The following is a 16457-nucleotide window of genomic DNA, read 5'->3' on the forward strand; positions in this document are numbered from 1 at the left end:
AGCAAGGAGTCGCGCGCTCGCACCATGCGAGACGGCGGCCGAGCTGCGCTGCGTGGCGGCCCGGCTGAGAGCGTGTCCGATACCGCTCCCTGGAGAAAAAGGCAAGTCCGCGCTGCGCCGCCGCGCGATCAATCAGCCGGGGCCGTCGGATCCTCGTCGGCTGCGCGGTTGTGGCGGTTCATCGCGGCGCTGAGACCCTCGCGCAGCAACAGCGTCGTGGCGTTGGCAGCGCGGAGCAGCAGGCGGTCGAGCAGGGGGCGATCGGCGGGTTGAAAGCCGCCGAGGACGTGATCGACGACCTCGCCGACGCGCGGGCGTCCGACGCCGATCCTCACGCGGAAGAAGTCCCCGCTGCCCAGCAGCTCGATGATCGAACGAATGCCACGATGGCCGCCGTCGCCGCCCCCGCGCTTGACGCGAAGCCGGCCGAGCGGCAGGTCGATGTCATCGTGCAGGACCAGCAGCTGACTGAGCTCGACGCGGTAGAAGCGCGCCGCCGCGCCGACGCTCTGACCGCTCAGGTTCATGAAGGTGAGCGGTTTGAGCAGGACCGCGGCGGCCCCCCCGGCGAGGGTCCCGACCGCGGCGTCGGCATCGAGGCGCGGCGCGCCGCGCCAGGTCAAGCCTGCATCCGAGGCCAGGCGCTCGACGGCGCGAAACCCGACGTTGTGCCGACTCTCGGCGTAGCGGCCACCCGGATTGCCCAGGCCGACGACCAGCCAGCGCACGATCAGGAGGCCTTCTTGCCGCCACCCTTCGCCGGGCTCGACGAGGCCGCAGCGGCTGTGGGCGCCGCCGCTCCGCCTTCGGCCGCGCCCTCGGCAGCCGTCCCGGCGGCCGCCGCGTCGGTCTCGGCGCCGCGCCGGGGCACCATCACGCTGGCCAGGGTCTGCTCGGCTGGCATACGGACCCGTACACCCTCCGGTAGGGCGAGCTGACCGACAGCGAAGAGGTCGTTGACCTTGAGGGGGCTAACGTCGACCACGAAGCGCGCCGGGATCTTGTCGGGTGGGCACTCGACCTCGAGCTCGCGGAAGACCTGATTGAGGACGCCGCCGAGCACCAGGCCCTCGGGCCGCCCCTCGAGCACGAGGGGCACGCGCACCCGCACCGGCTTATCGAGCCGCACGCGGATGAAGTCGACGTGCGTCACCGCTCGGCTGAGCTGGTTGACCTGATAGGACTTCAGCAGCACCTGCTCCTGCTCGGCGGCTCCGCCTGCTGCGGCTCCAGCGTCGGCGGTAGCCTCGATCGTCAGGGCGATCAGCGTATTCTCGCGCTTCTCGGGATCGAGCGCGGCGTGCAGCTCCGCGGGGCTGAGTGCCAAGGCGACACTCTCGCCACCGGCGCCGTAGAGCACCGCGGGCACCAGGCCCTGCTGGCGCAGCTTTCGCGCCACCCCCGTGCCCCGCCCCGTCCGTCGCGCCGCCGTCAATTTGCCGACATGCATGTCAATCATCTGTACACCTGCCCATCCTGTAATCGCCTGCCGGAGGGCTCTCATCGCCCCGCGCGGGCAAGCAAACGATCTCGCCGCTCATGCCCTCCGAGGCACCGCCCCGAGGTCAAAACCCTCACATGAACAACGAGCTGATCGAGTCTCCGTGGTGAATGCGCTTGATCGCCTCGGCCAGGAGCTTGGCCACCGAAAGCACCTTGAGCTTCTCGGTCCCGGGCTTTCCGAGCGCCAACGGGATCGAGTTGGTGATGACCACCTCCGACAAGGGCGAGGCCGCGATGCGCGTCAGCGCAGGACCAGAAAGCACGCCATGCGCCGCTGTCGCCAGCACGCGATTGGCGCCATTCGCCATCGCGATCTCGGCGGCCTGCGCCAGCGTGCCTGCGGTGTCGATCATGTCGTCGACGATCACCGCATCCTTGCCGCGCACGTCACCGATCAGGTTCATCGCCTGGCTGACATTCGGCGCGTCGCGCCGCTTGTCGATGATCGCCAGCGAGGCGCCGAGCCGCTTCGCGAACGCCCGCGCGCGCTCGACGCCGCCGGCATCCGGCGAGACGACGACGACCTCCTGCCCGTAGAGGCGCTCGCGCAGGTAGTCGATCAAGACCGGCATCGAGAAGAGGTGATCGAAGGGGATATTGAAGAAACCCTGGATCTGTCCGGCGTGGAGGTCCATCGACAACATACGATTGGCGCCCGCAGCCGTGATCAGATCCGCAACTAGCTTGGCGGAGATCGGCGTGCGGGGCTTGACCTTGCGGTCCTGGCGCCCGTAGCCGAAGTAGGGAGCGATTGCGATGATCGAGCCGGCCGACGCGCGCTTGAGCGCGTCGATCATCACCAGCAGCTCCATCAGGTTTTGGTTGACGGGGGAGCAGGTCGGCTGCACGACGAAGCAGTTGGCGCCGCGCACGTTCTCGCCGATCTCGACGAAGGATTCGCCGTCCGAGAACTCGGTCACCCGCGCGGCGCCCAGCGGCACCTCCATGTGCCGACAGATCTCCTCAGCCAGCGCCCGGTTCGCATTTCCGGTGAAGATCGCGATAGACCTGAGCATGGCCAAGCTCCTACGACCGAGTTGGGGCGGCAGGATTCGAACCTGCGAATGGCGGAATCAAAATCCGCTGACTTACCGCTTGTCGACGCCCCAAAGACGCGATCTCAGAGACGCAATCCCAGAGACGCAATCCCAGAGACGCTAACCACACAGCGCAACCCCAAGAGCGGCAACCCGCCGGACGTGCCCTGCGCCCTCGGCTGCCGAACCGTCGATGGTTGCCAGACCGCACCAACGGCCGGAACCCCAAAGGCCGGAACCCCAACGGCCGGAACCCCAACGGCCGGAACCCCAAAGGCCGGAACCCCAAAGGCCGGAACCCCAAAGGCCGGAACCCCAAAGGCCGGAACCCCAAAGACCGGAACCCCAAAGACCGGAACCCCAAAGACCGGAACCTACGAGGCCCAGGCGCCGAAGATGGCCGCCCAACAACCCGGCCGCCGAGAGGCGGCGCGCCACCGAAGCAAACGCCCCGACGCCTGCCGCGCACGCTTATAGGGGATCGCTTGCCTCGCTGTCAAGCTCGCCGGCACGCACGGCAAGCGCCGGAATACCTGCGGAAACTGCCAATTCGGCGGCCACGGCGCGAGCCCGATCGGCGCTCTCGAAGAGGCCGAAAACCGTTGGGCCACTGCCGGTCATCGAGGCCGCATGAGCGCCCGCTGCGTGGAGCAGCCGCTTGAGGTCGGCGACCGGGGGACAGAGCCGGATCGCGGGCGCTTCGAGATCGTTCGTGATCCAGGGCAGGACCGAGGTCAAGGATCCCGTCGGCGGCACGAGCGTCGGCGGCGTGGGCGCACGCTCGCCGCGCGCCAGGCCGAGGGCAGCGTAGACCGCGGCGGTCGGGAGCGGCAGCCCCGGATTGAGCAGCACCAGATGCAGCGGCGGCAGGCCGGAAAAGGGCGTCAGCGCCTCACCGACGCCGCGCGCTCGCGCGACCCGCGGCTGCAAGAAGAAGGGCAGGTCGGCGCCCAGCTCGAGCGCCAGCGCCGCCAGCGCCGCCGGCGCCATCCCGGCCCCGAGGGCGGCGTGGTGGGCATCGAGCGCCCGCAGGACGGCGGCCCCGTCGCTGGAACCACCACCGAGACCGGCCGCGGCCCAGATCCGCTTGGTGAGGCGCAGACCGACGGCCGCGCGCACACCAATGGCATCGAGATAGCGTTGCGCCGCTCGCGCAGCGAGGTTCTGTAGCCCATCGAGCTCGGGGTGCTCGGGGCAGACACAGGTAATCGTCGTCCGCGTCGCCGGCTCGCAGCGCAGCTCGATCGTATCGGCGAGGCTGAGCGGCACAAAGACACTGTCGAGCTCATGGTAGCCATCGGCGCGACGCCCCAGCACCCGCAGCGAGAGATTGATCTTGGCGGGAGCGCGCAGCGTGAGGTCCAGAGTTGGCGACATCGGTCGGCTTCCTCGCCGGCAGCCGGGCCGGCGCGCGTACTCTAGGAGGGAAGGCGCGCTTGTCAACGCCTGGGCTGTCTGGGCAGTGGGCCGCGGGGCGGAGCGCGGCGTCGCCTTTCTGCAGACGACGCGGTGGGCTATCATGCCGCCGCCCTCGGGGCGGGGGCGGCCTCGTGCGCCCGGTGCTACCGGCGCGATCGCGGAGAAGGAGCGTTCAGAATGTGCGGTATCGTGGCTTATGTTGGCTCGGAGCGTTGCGCACCGATTCTGCTCGACGGCTTGCGGCGGCTTGAGTACCGCGGCTACGACTCAGCGGGCACGGCGATCATGGCGGGCGGCCGCACGACGATCCTGCGCGCCGAGGGCAAGCTCAACAACCTGGCGCGGCTGCTCGACGAGCAGGCGCCGCAGGGCACGGTCGGCATCGGGCACACGCGCTGGGCGACCCACGGGCGCCCCTCCGAGCAGAACGCGCATCCGCATAAGTTCGGACGGGTCGCCGTCGTGCATAACGGCATCATCGAGAACCACGCCGCCCTGCGCGCCGAGCTGAAGGGGGCGGGCCACCGCTTCGCCTCGGAGACGGATACCGAGATCGTCGCGCACCTGGTTGACGACGAGCTGGGCCGTGGGCTCGAGCCACTCGCCGCGGTGCGCGCCGCGCTCGCCCGCGTCTCCGGGGCCTACGCGATCTGCGTGCTGATCGACGGCCTGCCCGACCAGGTGATCGCCGCGCGCCATGACGCGCCGCTGATCCTCGGCGTCGGCGAGGGCGAGAACTACGTCGCCTCCGACATCCCCGCAATCCTCAACCGCACGCGCGACATCATTTCGCTCGAGCAGCACGAGGTCGCCGTCGTCGGCAGGACGGTACGCATCTTCGACGCTGAGGGGCGGCCGGTCGACCGCCGTCCCGAGCGAATCCTCTGGGACGCCGTGCTCGCCGAAAAGGGCGGCTGCAAGCACTTCATGTTGAAGGAGATCCACGAGCAGCCGCGCGCCGTCACGGACACCATCCGCGACCGGCTCTCGCAGGCCAGCGGCGACGCCTTTGTCGACGCCGAAGGGCTCGACCTCGGACAGACGCGCCATGTCACGATCGTCGCCTGCGGCACCTCGTATCACGCCGCGCTCGTCGGCAAGCAGCTGATCGAGAGCTTGGCCCGCATCCCGGTCGAGGTCGACCTGGCGAGCGAGTTTCGCTACCGCGAACCGATCATCGGCGAGCACGAGTTGTTGGTGACGATCTCGCAATCCGGCGAGACGGCCGACACGCTGGCGGCGCTGCGCGAGGGCGTCAAGCGTGGCGCCACCCCGCTCAGCATCTGCAACGTCGTCGGCTCGACGATCGCGCGCGAATCGCGCGGGGTGCTCTATACGCACGCGGGCCCCGAGATCGGCGTGGCCTCGACCAAGGCCTTCACCACGCAGCTCGCGGCGCTGATCGTGTTGGCGCTGCATCTGGGCCGACGCAACGGCCGTCTGAGCGTCGACCAGGCCAAGGAGCTGATCGGCGAGCTGTTGGCGATCCCCGAGCAGATGAAGGAGGTGCTCGACCATCACGCCACGATCAACGTGATCGCCCGGCGCTATGCGATGGCGCGCGACTTCCTCTTCCTCGGACGCGGCATCAACTACCCGATTGCCCTCGAGGGAGCGCTCAAGCTCAAGGAGATCTCCTACATCCACGCCGAGGGCTATGCGGCGGGCGAGATGAAGCACGGCCCGATCGCGCTGATCGACGAGCACATGCCGGTGGTCGTGATCGCCCCGCAGGGCTCGGGCTACGAGAAGATCATCAACAACCTGGCTGAGGTGCGCGCGCGGCAGGGCAAGGTGATCGCGATCGCCTCGCGCGGCGACAGCGAGATCGGCGAGCTGGTCGACGACGTGATCCAGATCCCTCACGTTCGCCCGGCGCTGCAGCCGCTGCTGACCGTGCTGCCGCTGCAGATGCTGGCCTACCGCATCGCTGATCTTCGCGGCACGGATGTGGACCAACCGCGCAACCTGGCCAAGAGCGTGACAGTGGAGTAGCCGATGACCACGACCCCTCACAGTCCCGTCGCCATCATCGGCACCGGACCCGCCGGCTACACCGCGGCGCTCTACACCGCGCGCGCCGAGCTGGCCCCGGTGGTGATCGACGGACTCCAGCCGGGCGGGCAGCTCACCACGACGACCGAGGTCGAGAACTACCCCGGCTTCCCGCAGGGCATCCAGGGTCCGGACATGATGGAGCTGCTGCGCCAGCAGGCGCTGCGCTTCGGCGCGCAGTATGTCGGCGGCGTGGTCGATCGCGTCGACTTCGGACAGCGGCCCTTCCAGCTCTACGTTGACGGCCAGGCGCGGAGCGCCGACGCAGTGATCATCTGCACCGGCGCCTCAGCCAAGTACCTCGGCCTCGAGTCCGAGCGCCGGCTGCTCGGTCACGGTGTGTCCGCCTGCGCGACCTGCGACGGCTTCTTCTACCGTGGCAAAGAGGTCGCGGTGGTCGGCGGCGGTGATACCGCCTTGGAAGAGGCGCTCTTCCTCACGCGCTTCGCCACCAAGGTCACCCTGATCCATCGCCGCGACGAGCTGCGCGGCTCGAAGATTATGCGCAAGCGCGCGCTCGACCACCCCAAGATCGCGCCGCGCTGGAACACCGTGGTCAGCGAGGTGCTGGGCGACCCGGCGCAGGGCGGGCTGCGCGGCCTGCGCCTCAAGGACGTACAGACCGGCGCGGAGAGCGAGCTGCCTTGCAACGGGCTCTTCGTGGCGATTGGCCACCAGCCGAACACCCAGCCCTTCATCGACTGGCTCGAGACCGACGAGCTGGGCTACCTGAAGGTCCAGGCCGGAAGTGCGCGCACGGCGATCCCGGGCGTCTTCGCTGCCGGTGACGTCATCGACCGGGTCTACCGCCAGGCGATCACCGCTGCCGGCATGGGCTGCATGGCTGCCATCGATTGCGAGCGCTGGCTCGCCGAGCATGCCGGCTGAGCGCCACCGCTCGAGCGAGAGCGTCGGAGCGACGCCGCGGCGCTCGGCGCCCAACCGCGAAGCGCCTCACCAGCACCGCGCGGTCTCAGCACCGCGATCAGCGCAGCATACTCGGCGCTCGGCGCGGGCCGACCACGCTCGACTAGTCGGCAGAGCTTTCGGCAGAGCTTTCGGCGAGAGGGCGCTCCGAGGGCCAATCACTGCCGCGCTGCTTGATCACGCGCGCCGGTACGCCGGCGACCACGGCGAGCGCGGGTACGTCGCGCGTCACGACCGCGCCAGCGGCGACGATACTGCCATCACCGAGGTGCACGCCGGGCAGCACGATCGCGCGCTGACCGATCCAGACGTCCCGCCCGATCACGACCGGCTGGTAGCGAAAACCCTGTTGGATAACCGGGCGCGTGGGGTCCTCGAAGCGATGGTTGGCGGTCGAGACGAAGACGTCACCGGCGAGGCGACAGTAATCACCGATGACGATCTCGGCGTGCGTGGCGAGGAGGGTCGCGCGTGCGCCGATCGCGACATGGCTCCCCACCTGCAAGCGCGCCGACTTGGCGACGACGCAGGCCCCGCGCTTGACGAAGACGTGATCGCCGAGCTCGAGGCTCGCCGCCGGCGTGCGCGAGCTCTCGCGCGCGCTGCGCAGCTCGGCGCCCTCGAAGAGCCGTCCGTGCCGCCCGCAGCGGAGGACAGAGTGGCCATCGCGATACACGGTGGCCGCGCCGTAGGCGCGCAGATCAGCGCCGCAGCCGGTCATCCGCCCGACGTAGAGGCGCGCGCGCAGCCAGGCCGCAACCTCGCGCGTGACGAAGCGCTCGAGGGTGGGAACAACGCCGAAGGCCGCCACGACCTCCGGGAGCCGCTGAAGCCGCTTCAAGCTGCCCATCCCTGCAACCGCCCGCCCGGCCTGCGACGAAGCGTTAGCGCGTGACCGTGAAGATCTGACTGCTGCGGACGGCGTGACCGTCGACGACGAGCTCGAAGCTCCCGGTCATGGCGCCGACCGGAATACTGACCCGCAGCCCCGCGCCGCCGTCCACGACCGCCTTGGGTAGGGGTCGACCGTTGAAGTAGACGCTGGCGCGTGGCTGCGCGGGCGTGACGGCGAGCGTGACCTCGGTGCCCGCCGCGCCGCGCGTGGGCGAGAAGCTGAACTGCACCTGGGGCCGTGGGGGCAGCACGATAAACCCATAAGACGACCTGGCCCGCACGCTGTTATCCGACCCGACCAGCAGCAAGGGCGAGCTGGCACCGGGCACAATGACGATCTCGATCCAGTCCGATCCGCGCGCGCGGATCGGCTGCGGCGTGCCGGCGAGGTAGACGTTGTCCGTCGGCAGGAAGCCGCTGCCGGTGATCCGGACAACCGTGCCCGCCGGTCCTTGCTGGGGACTGAAGTCGCGAATCGCCGTCAGGGGCGGGGCTACCGCGTCGGCCGGAAGCACGAAGCCGTGCTCGGAGGCGGCGCGAACGGTCTTGCGCGGCCCAACCACCAGGAAGGGCGAGCTGACGCCCGGCGTGACCACGACCTCGACCCAGTCCGATCCGCGCGCGCGAATCGGCTGCGGCGTATCGGCGAGGTAGATGGTGTCGGTGGGGAGGAAGTTCTTGCCGGTGATTCGAACCACGGTGCCGGCCGGTCCGCGCCGCGGGCTGAAGCCCGTAATGACAGCGTCGCGCACGATCAGCGCGAAGCGGCCAGCAGACACGGCGACGTCGCGGCCGTCGCGCTGGACCCGAAAGGTCGCGCTCGAGGTCGTGACAGGCACCTGCACGACGATGCGGCTGGCGGCGATGGCGCGCACCGGACACTCCGCCGCGCCGATCCATACGCGATCGGAGGCAAGAAAGCCGCGGCCCTCGAGGGTGACGAGGTCACCGACGCGGCCACGGTCCGGGTTGAAGGCGGCGATGACCACCGCTTCCTCGGCCGGCGGGGCAACGACCGGCGGGGCGACGACCGGCGGTGGGGCCGTCGGCGCCGGCACCTGGAACGAGGCCCCGACGACGATGGTCCGGCCGTCGCGGGCGATGATCAGCAGCGCGCCCGAGCTGGCGCCCGCCGGAATGCGCACGGTCAGCACCCGCGGCGCGAGGCTGAGCAGCGGAAGCTGCTGTCCATTGAGCAGGACCTTCGCGACGCCATCCAGCTGGCGGCCAGAAACCGTCACGACGGTGCCTGCGGGACCGCTCTTCGGAGCGTAGTCGACCACCTCGGGCTGGGGCGTGCTCGGCGCGGCTGGGGCGCGGCGCTCCACCAGATAGCCCTCGCGGGCGCGCCTTTTGAAGCGCGCTTCAGCAGGGTTCGGGCCGGCAAGGAGGGCGGCGCAAACGAGGCCCAAGGCAAATACGTCGACGATCGACCGAAGCACCGAGCCCTGATGCATCTTCATGGTGAGGCTTCCCCCTAGCGTGGTCATGCTGACTCCCTTCAAGCTGCGGCGCCCAGGCGCGCAAAGAGCGGCCACTCCAACGCGTATCGCGGGCGCAGCCCTGAGAGTTGCTTCCGAGTTTGACGCTCGTACCGAGGGGGAACACTTAGCCCTGCTCGCAGGCCAGCGTCAAGCCACGGGCCGAGGCCCTCGGCGTCGGGCCGCCCCGACTGCGAGAGGCGGTCCCTCAGGACGACGCACTCCTCGTGGCCTGAGGGCTGCGAGCTGGATCGGCCGCTCGGCGTCGATCGGAGCTTCCTCGGGCGGCTATTGCATCGCATGCAGGGCAACGCGGTTGCCCTCGCTATCCTCGAAGTGGGCAATGAAGCCGTATTGGCCGAGGTCGGTCTTGGGCTGCAGCGTCTTGCCGCCCCGGGCCTGCACCTGCGCCAGCGTCGCCTCGATGTCAGCGACCTGGAGGTAGACGAGGGTGCCGGCGTGGGACGGCTCGAAGCCAGCGCCCTGCACCAGCGTCCCGGCCGCGCCCTTGGCGTCCTTCTGCCAGGGGAACCAAGCCATCTTCAGCGGGCCCATTTCCTTGAGCTCGAGCTCGATCCCGAGGACATGCTCGTAGAAGGCCTTGGCCCGCGTGAGATCGCGGGCGGGAAGCTCGAACCAACCAACGGGATTCTGGGGCGCAGCCATCTCGGCACCTCCGGGTGGCGACCGTCGTCGGGCCGCCGGTTCGTCAAAGCCGGAAACCTAGCCTAGGCGGGCTTGCCTCGCCGCCACGGGCCCGCCGCAACGCGCGCGGCGCCCTGAGCCCGCACCGCGATTAGATCTTGCCCAGCAGCATGAAGGCGATCACCAGCGCGTAAATCACCAGCGACTCGATCAGCGCCAGCCCGAGGATCATCGGCGTGAAGATCTTGCCCGAGGCACCGGGGTTGCGGGCGATGCCCTCGAGCGCGGCGGCTGCAGCCCGGGCCTGGCCGAGCGCGCCACCGAAGGCGGCGATGCCGATGCCGAGGCCGCAGGCGATGCCGATGAAGGCCTTCATCGTGTATTCGTTGTCGGCCGCGCCGCCGTCGGCCGCGAAGGCCAAGCGGCCGACCAGCATCACCAGCAGCCCGGCGAGGGCCGAGCCCAATCCCTTGCCCAGTCCCTTATCCAGTCCCTTGCGTGTGCGCTTCGTCATCCCCGTACTCCTTCGTCTGATTCGTCTGAGCTTGCAGTAGCCCCTCAGGGCGTCGCGTCAATGCGCCTCATGCGCCGCAGCCTCGCCGATATAGATCATCCCGAGCAGCGAAAAGACCAACGTCTGCACCACGCAGACGAGCAAACCGAGCACATAGAAGGGCAGCGGAAAGAGCGCCGGCACGACGAAGAGCGCGAGCGGCACCGTCAGACGCTGGATCGTGCCGAGCAGGGTGTGGTCGGCGAACATGTTGCCCATCAAGCGGATCGCCAAAGAGAGCGGCCGCACGAGTAGCTGGCTGATCACCTCGATCACGAGAATCAGCGGCGCCACGTACCAGACCGGTCCGAGGAAGTGTTTGAGGTAGCCGAAGCCCTGCTCCTTGAAGCCGACCCCGATCGTCACCACGAGCACCAGCAGCGAGAGCGCGAGGTTGGTCTTGAGCGTATCGGTTGGTGGAAGAAAGCCTGGAACCAGACCAATCAAGTTGTTGCAGAGGATGAAGAAGACGTAGCTACCGATCAAGGGCAGGAAGCGCTCGGCATTGTGCCGCCCCATCACGCCCTCGGCGATCGAGAGCGTAGCCTCGATCCCCAGCTCGAAGAAGCTCCGCGCGCCGAAGCGCGGCGAGGGCAAGATGCGGTCAGGGTTGGCCCGACGGAGGTCCCAGGCGAAGCGCAGGGCCAGCGCGCTGAGCAGGAGCGCGACGAAGAGCGCGATGCAGACGTGAGCGATCGAGAACGAGGTCTCGGTGCCGAAGGCCACGGCGACGACCTGGCGGGCCCACTCGGGCCAGTGCCGCACCACGGCGTCGCGGTGCAGGTAGTGCGCGGCATACTCCTGCAGGTTGAAGTAACCCGGCAGGTAGCTGAACCAGGTGTCGTGACCACCCATCTCAAAGACCCCGCGGGAGGGCCGTCGCGTCGCCGCGGCGCGCCAGCCTGAAACCCTCGATCATGATCGCCAGCACGACCGCCGAGCTGCCGAGCAGCAAGCCAAGCGCGTCGACGCGGACCAGCCGGAGCACGAGCCAGAGCGCTCCGCCGACAGCCGCAAACTTGAGCACCATCACGCCCGCAAGGGCTGTCTGCTGCCACGGCCGGCTGCTGGCCACGAGCGCCGCCAGCAGCCGGCGCAGGAGCCAGAAGTTGAGCACGGCGAGCAGCCCGCCAGCCGCAGCACCGAGCGCCAGCCCGCTGCGTTGCAGCAGCAGCAGCAGTGGGACGGCAGCCGCGAGCAGCAGCAGGGCCAGTCGTTCAATGCGAGCGGGGGCTTCGCGCTGCATCATCGTCGTCATCGAGATCACCGTCGCCAAGATCACCGTCGCCAAGATCACCGTCGCCAAGATCACCGTCGCCAAGATCACCGTTCTCGGTGCGCTCCGCCTCCCGGCGCTGCGCTTCGCGCATGAGGCGAAACAACGAGGCAAACGCCGCGGCCACGCCCAGCAGCAAGCCGACCAAGGTCAGGTAGGGCGCCGTCTTCCAGCGCTCGTCGAGCCACTGGCCACCCAGATAGCCGAGCACGGCGCCGACACCGAACTCGACGCCGACCGTGCTGATGCGCAACGCCTGAACCCAGGCTGCCGGTTCGTCTGCGCGCCCGTCGCCGGTCTTCTCGGCCTGCTTCACCCGTTTCGTGCTTGCGTCGTCATCTCGCGCCGGTAGCTCAAACCGTCGTTTCGCGACGTTGCGCGGCCAACGTTGCGCGGCCAACGTTGCGCGGCGCGCTTGGATCGCGAGGCCGGCAACGGCCGGTCGCTTAGCACGGGCGCCGCTGGCAGGTCAACGCGCCGGGGCAGCGCTCGCCGCTGCTGGGCGCCGCGCTCAGTTCCCGCTGCTGCCAGCGCCGGCAGCGGCAGCAAACGCCTCACGCGCTGCCTCGAGCGTCAGGCGCAGATCCTCGTCCCGATGCGCCGCGGAGACGAAGGCGGCCTCGAACTGCGAGGGCGGCAGCAACACCCCACGCGCTCGCATCGCGCGGTGGAACGCGCTGAAGCGCGTCACGTCGCTGCGCTGCGCCGAGGCCAGGTCCGTCACCGGCCCCTCGCAGAAGAAGGGGGTGAGCATGGAACCGACACGATTGACGCAAAGCGGAAGCCCGCGCTCCTGCGCGATCGCAGTCAAACCGGCCGCCAACACCGCAGCGTAGCGCTCGAGCTGCTCATAGGGGTCGCTACGCTCGAGCAGCGTGAGCAGCGCCAGACCGGCTGCGACCCCGAGCGGGTTGCCCGAGAGCGTGCCCGCCTGATAGACCGCGCCGCTCGGCGCGACGTAGTCCATCAGCGCCGCCCGTCCCCCGTAGGCCGCGACCGGTAAACCCGCGCCGATGATCTTCCCGAGACAGACCAGGTCCGCCGCGACGCCGTAGCGCTGCTGGGCCCCGCCGAGCGCGACGCGGAAGCCGCACATCACCTCGTCGAAGATCAACAGCGCGCCGTGCGCCGTGGTAATCCGCCGCAGGCCCTCGAGGTAGCCCGGGAGCGGCGCCACCGTACCCATGTTGCCGGCCACGGGCTCGACGATCATCGCCGCGATCGAGGCGCCATGGCGCGCGAACAACGCCTCGACGGCCATCAGATCATTGAAGGGCACCACCAGCGTGTCGCGGGCCGTGCCGGCAGGCACGCCAGCGGAGTCGGGAATTCCGAGCGTCTCGGCGCCGGACCCGGCGCGCACGAGCAGCCCGTCGGCATGCCCGTGGTAGCCACCCGCGACCTTGACGATGCGGTCGCGACCGGTAGCCCCACGCGCGACGCGCACCGCGCTCATACACGCCTCGGTGCCGCTGTTGACCAGTCGGACCTTCTCGAGGCCGGGTACGATGCGGGTCAGCAGCTCGGCGAAGAGCACCTCACGCTCGGTCGAGGCGCCGAAGCTCACGCCGTCCGCGGCAGCCGCGTGAATCGCCGCGAGGATCTCCGGCCGACCGTGGCCGAGCAGCATCGGCCCCCACGAACCGAGGTAGTCGACGAAGCGGTTGCCGTCGACGTCCCACACCTGGCTGCCCGCCGCCCGCGCGAGAAAGAGCGGCTCGCCGCCGACCGAGCGGAAGGCGCGCACGGGGCTATTGACGCCCCCAGGGATCACCCGCTGCGCCCGGGCCGCCAGCGCCCGCGATCGTTCGTCCCCCGCGCTCATGAGGTCGGCTCCGGCTCACCCGCCTCCGCCGCGACGACGCGCTCGCCCTCGTCGCCCTCGGCGACTCGCGCCCCGCGCTCGTCCGCGCCCACGTCCCGGGCCTCGCCCTCGTCCGCGTCCTCGCCCTCGTCCCCGCCCTCGTCGTCGCGCTCGGCCAACCCGTCGACGGCGACCACACGCTCGCCCTCCTCGAGGCGAATCAACCGCACGCCCTGGGTGTTACGGCCGATCTGCGAGATGTCGCGCACCGGCATGCGGATCACCTTGCCGGCCTGCGTCACCAGCATCGCCTCATCGCTCTCGATCGCCACCAGCGAGCCGACCACCGGGCCGTTGCGCTCATTGGCCTTGATCGCGATCAGCCCCAGCCCGCCGCGATTCTGCGCGCTGAACTCTGCCGCCGGCGTGCGCTTGCCGTAGCCCCCCTCGCAGACCGTCAACACGTCACTCGCGCTCTCGGGGTCGAGCACGGCCATCCCGACCACCCGATCGTCCGCGCCGAGCCTGATCCCACGCACCCCGCGCGCGGTCCGGCCCATCGGCCGGAGCTGGCTCTCGGGGAAGCGAATCGCCATCCCGCCGCGCGTGCAGAGCAGCACATGCTGTTCGCCGTCGGTCAGCCGCACGTCGATCAGCTCGTCGTCGTCGACGAGGTCGAGCGCGATGATCCCCGTGCTGCGGACGTTCGCGAACTCCATCAGCTCGGTGCGCTTGATCACGCCGCGGCGCGTGGCCATCACGACGTAGCGGCCGGCGGCGAACTCCTTGAGCGCGAGCATCTGGTCGAAGCGCTCGCCCTCGCGCAGCTCGAGCAGGTTGACGATGGCCTTGCCGCGCGAGGTGCGCGGCGCGTGCGGCAGCTCGTAGACCCGCCGGACATAGACGCGTCCCATCGAGGTGAACATCATCAGGTGATCGTGGCTATGCGCGACGAAGAGCTGACGAACGAAGTCCTCCTCGTGCGTGGTGACGCCGGTCACGCCCTTGCCGCCGCGGTGCTGCGCGCGGTACTCGCTGATCGGCACCCGCTTGACGTAGCCGCTGTGCGTCACGGTGACGACCATATCTTCCTGGGCGATCAGGTCCTCGAGCTGAATCTCGCCCGAGGCCTCGACGATCTCCGTGCGCCGTGCGTCGCCATAGCGCTCTCTCAGCTCCTCGAGCTCGGCGACCACCACCGCCATCAGCTTGGCGTCGTCCGAGAGCAGCCCGAGCAGGTAGGCGATCCGCTCGCGGAGCTCTTGCAGCTCTTGCAGGATCTTGTCGCGCTCGAGCCCTGTCAGCCGCTGCAGCCGCATCTCGAGGATCGCCTGCGCCTGCAGCTCGGAGAGCCCGAAGCGCGCGACCAAACCGCTCTTGGCGACGACCGGGCTGGCCGCGGCGCGGATCAGCGCGATCACCTCGTCGATGTGATCGAGCGCGATCTTCAGCCCTTCGAGGATATGCTCGCGCTTGCGCGCCTCGCGCAGCTGATAGGCCGAGCGGCGCGTCACCACGTCACGGCGGTGGTCGACGAAGTGGCGCAGCACGTCGATCACGCGCAGCACCTCGGGGCGACCGTCGACGATCGCCACCGAATTGACGCCGAAGGTGTCCTGCAGCGGGGTCAGCTTATAGAGCTGATTCAGCATCACCTCGGGCATCACGTCGCGGCGCAGCTCGATCACCACGCGGATGCCCTCGCGGTCGGACTCGTCGCGCAGATCCGTGATGCCGCTGACGCGCTTCTCGCGCACCAGCTCGGCGATGCGCTCGATCAGCCGCGCCTTGTTCACCTGATAGGGCAGCTCGGTGACGATGATCGCCTGCTTGCCGGAGCGGAGATCCTCGATCTCCGTCCGCGCGCGCACGACGATCGAGCCGCGCCCCGTCTGGTAGGCCTGGAGGATGCCGGCCCGGCCGTAGATGAAGCCAGCCGTCGGGAAGTCGGGCCCCGGCAGGAGCTGCAGCAACTCCGCCAGCGAGAGCTCGGGGTTATGAATCAGCGCGATCGTCGCGTCGAGCACCTCGCGCAGGTTGTGCGGCGGGATGTTCGTCGCCATACCCACGGCGATGCCCTGCGTGCCGTTGATCAGCAGGTTGGGAATACGCGCCGGGAGGACGACGGGCTCGAGCTCCTTCTCGTCGTAGTTCGGCGCCCAGTCGACGGTCTCCTGCTCGATGTCGGAGAGCATCTCCTCGCCGATGCGAGCGATGCGGATCTCCGTGTAGCGCATCGCCGCCGGGGGATCGCCGTCGATGCTGCCGAAGTTGCCCTGGCCGTCGGCGAGCGGATAACGCAGCGAGAAGTCCTGCGCCATGCGCACGAGCGCCTCGTAGACCGCCGAGTCGCCATGCGGATGATACTTACCGATAACATCGCCGACGATGCGCGCCGACTTTTTGTAGGGCTGGCTATGAAAGTTCCGCAGCTGATGCATCGCATAGAGGATGCGGCGATGCACCGGTTTGAGACCGTCACGAACGTTGGGCAGGGCGCGCGAGATGATGACGCTCATCGCGTAGTCGATGAACGACGAGCGCATCTCGTCCTCGATGGTCGTGTGCAGCGTGCGCTGGGGGAGCGGCGCCTCCGGCGGCGGCGTCCCGGACTGGGTCGAATCGGACATACTCGAAGGGACCTCGGCAGTGGACTAAGGGTACAGAATCACGACGGAATCGCCCATGGAACGGGCGCGCGACTTCATAGCGCGAATCCCTCTAAAGGTCAATCGAACCCGGCCGCGGCGTGCCTCCAGGCCAGTCCGCGTCTGGGTCGACGCGCGGCCTCAGCGCTGCCTCCGACGCGCTGAGCTTCGCCGCGCCGGCCCTCAGCAGGTTTGCTGCGCCGGCCCTCAGCAAG

At 69.2% G+C, this 16457-nt stretch carries 15 protein-coding genes and 1 tRNA gene; 2 read left to right on the forward strand and 14 right to left on the reverse strand.

What is annotated here, in order from left to right:
* Positions 1-128 precede the first annotated feature (128 nt).
* The 5 genes from IPL40_06490 to IPL40_06510 form a co-directional block, all read right to left on the reverse strand.
* Entirely contained in the window at positions 129-731 is a 603-nt protein-coding gene (locus IPL40_06490; protein ID MBK8480807.1) for an aminoacyl-tRNA hydrolase, read from the reverse strand.
* Entirely contained in the window at positions 731-1459 is a 729-nt protein-coding gene (locus IPL40_06495; protein ID MBK8480808.1) for a 50S ribosomal protein L25, read from the reverse strand. Before IPL40_06495 ends, IPL40_06490 begins: the two co-directional genes overlap by 1 nt.
* A 115-nt stretch (positions 1460-1574) precedes the next feature.
* The gene (locus tag IPL40_06500; GenBank protein ID MBK8480809.1) at positions 1575-2519 is read right to left on the reverse strand and encodes a ribose-phosphate pyrophosphokinase; all 945 of its coding nucleotides are present in this window, start codon (positions 2517-2519) and stop codon (positions 1575-1577) included.
* Positions 2520-2540: 21 nt separating this feature from the next.
* Positions 2541-2612 (reverse strand) — tRNA-Gln (locus IPL40_06505).
* A 399-nt stretch (positions 2613-3011) separates the two neighbouring features.
* Entirely contained in the window at positions 3012-3917 is a 906-nt protein-coding gene (locus IPL40_06510; protein MBK8480810.1) for a 4-(cytidine 5'-diphospho)-2-C-methyl-D-erythritol kinase, read from the reverse strand.
* A 219-nt stretch (positions 3918-4136) separates the two neighbouring features.
* On the opposite strand from IPL40_06510, the gene glmS reads away from it, so the two are divergent.
* Positions 4137-5954, forward strand: coding sequence for a glutamine--fructose-6-phosphate transaminase (isomerizing) (gene glmS, locus IPL40_06515; protein MBK8480811.1), 1818 nt, complete (start codon positions 4137-4139; stop codon positions 5952-5954).
* Positions 5955-5957: 3 nt separating this feature from the next.
* A complete protein-coding gene (trxB, locus tag IPL40_06520; GenBank protein MBK8480812.1) occupies positions 5958-6902 on the forward strand; it encodes a thioredoxin-disulfide reductase in 945 nt (314 codons plus the stop codon).
* 142 nt (positions 6903-7044) lie between these two features.
* Here the strand turns inward: trxB and IPL40_06525 are convergent, their stop codons facing one another.
* The 9 genes from IPL40_06525 to gyrA all read right to left on the reverse strand — a co-directional run bounded on the left by IPL40_06525 (position 7045) and on the right by gyrA (position 16224).
* On the reverse strand, positions 7045-7662 hold the full coding sequence (locus IPL40_06525; protein ID MBK8480813.1) for an acyltransferase: 618 nt from the start codon (positions 7660-7662) through the stop codon (positions 7045-7047).
* Positions 7663-7825: 163 nt separating this feature from the next.
* A complete protein-coding gene (locus IPL40_06530) occupies positions 7826-9298 on the reverse strand; it encodes an IPT/TIG domain-containing protein (protein MBK8480814.1) in 1473 nt (490 codons plus the stop codon).
* A gap of 306 nt (positions 9299-9604) precedes the next feature.
* On the reverse strand, positions 9605-9982 hold the full coding sequence (locus tag IPL40_06535) for a VOC family protein (protein ID MBK8480815.1): 378 nt from the start codon (positions 9980-9982) through the stop codon (positions 9605-9607).
* A gap of 130 nt (positions 9983-10112) precedes the next feature.
* Positions 10113-10475 carry an ATP synthase F0 subunit C gene (gene atpE, locus IPL40_06540; protein MBK8480816.1) on the reverse strand — a complete coding sequence of 121 codons (363 nt, stop codon included), beginning with the start codon at positions 10473-10475 and terminating at the stop codon, positions 10113-10115.
* A gap of 57 nt (positions 10476-10532) precedes the next feature.
* Positions 10533-11369: a F0F1 ATP synthase subunit A gene (gene atpB, locus IPL40_06545; protein ID MBK8480817.1), complete on the reverse strand. Its 837-nt coding sequence runs from the start codon at positions 11367-11369 to the stop codon at positions 10533-10535.
* A 1-nt stretch (position 11370) separates the two neighbouring features.
* Positions 11371-11841, reverse strand: coding sequence for an ATP synthase subunit I (locus IPL40_06550; protein ID MBK8480818.1), 471 nt, complete (start codon positions 11839-11841; stop codon positions 11371-11373).
* Complete coding sequence (locus IPL40_06555; protein ID MBK8480819.1) at positions 11732-12106, reverse strand: AtpZ/AtpI family protein; 375 nt, start codon at positions 12104-12106, stop codon at positions 11732-11734. Before IPL40_06555 ends, IPL40_06550 begins: the two co-directional genes overlap by 110 nt.
* 195 nt (positions 12107-12301) lie before the next feature.
* The gene (gene hemL, locus IPL40_06560; protein MBK8480820.1) at positions 12302-13615 is read right to left on the reverse strand and encodes a glutamate-1-semialdehyde 2,1-aminomutase; all 1314 of its coding nucleotides are present in this window, start codon (positions 13613-13615) and stop codon (positions 12302-12304) included.
* On the reverse strand, positions 13612-16224 hold the full coding sequence (gyrA, locus tag IPL40_06565; GenBank protein ID MBK8480821.1) for a DNA gyrase subunit A: 2613 nt from the start codon (positions 16222-16224) through the stop codon (positions 13612-13614). The genes hemL and gyrA overlap by 4 nt, the downstream gene beginning before the upstream one ends.
* Positions 16225-16457 lie beyond the last annotated feature (233 nt).

This window comes from Pseudomonadota bacterium, from assembly GCA_016711215.1.
In the GTDB taxonomy this organism is placed as follows: Bacteria; Myxococcota_A; Polyangia.

Bases quoted from the DNA above. Each gene is read 5' to 3' on its own strand.
- IPL40_06495 (MBK8480808.1), bottom strand. From the start codon at position 1,459: ATGATTGACATGCATGTCGGCAAATTGACGGCGGCGCGACGGACGGGG.
- IPL40_06500 (MBK8480809.1), bottom strand. From the start codon at position 2,519: ATGCTCAGGTCTATCGCGATCTTCACCGGAAATGCGAACCGGGCGCTG.
- IPL40_06510 (MBK8480810.1), bottom strand. From the start codon at position 3,917: ATGTCGCCAACTCTGGACCTCACGCTGCGCGCTCCCGCCAAGATCAAT.
- glmS (MBK8480811.1), top strand. From the start codon at position 4,137: ATGTGCGGTATCGTGGCTTATGTTGGCTCGGAGCGTTGCGCACCGATT.
- trxB (MBK8480812.1), top strand. From the start codon at position 5,958: ATGACCACGACCCCTCACAGTCCCGTCGCCATCATCGGCACCGGACCC.
- IPL40_06525 (MBK8480813.1), bottom strand. From the start codon at position 7,662: ATGACCGGCTGCGGCGCTGATCTGCGCGCCTACGGCGCGGCCACCGTG.
- IPL40_06530 (MBK8480814.1), bottom strand. From the start codon at position 9,298: ATGAAGATGCATCAGGGCTCGGTGCTTCGGTCGATCGTCGACGTATTT.
- IPL40_06535 (MBK8480815.1), bottom strand. From the start codon at position 9,982: ATGGCTGCGCCCCAGAATCCCGTTGGTTGGTTCGAGCTTCCCGCCCGC.
- atpE (MBK8480816.1), bottom strand. From the start codon at position 10,475: ATGACGAAGCGCACACGCAAGGGACTGGATAAGGGACTGGGCAAGGGA.
- atpB (MBK8480817.1), bottom strand. From the start codon at position 11,369: ATGGGTGGTCACGACACCTGGTTCAGCTACCTGCCGGGTTACTTCAAC.
- hemL (MBK8480820.1), bottom strand. From the start codon at position 13,615: ATGAGCGCGGGGGACGAACGATCGCGGGCGCTGGCGGCCCGGGCGCAG.
- gyrA (MBK8480821.1), bottom strand. From the start codon at position 16,224: ATGTCCGATTCGACCCAGTCCGGGACGCCGCCGCCGGAGGCGCCGCTC.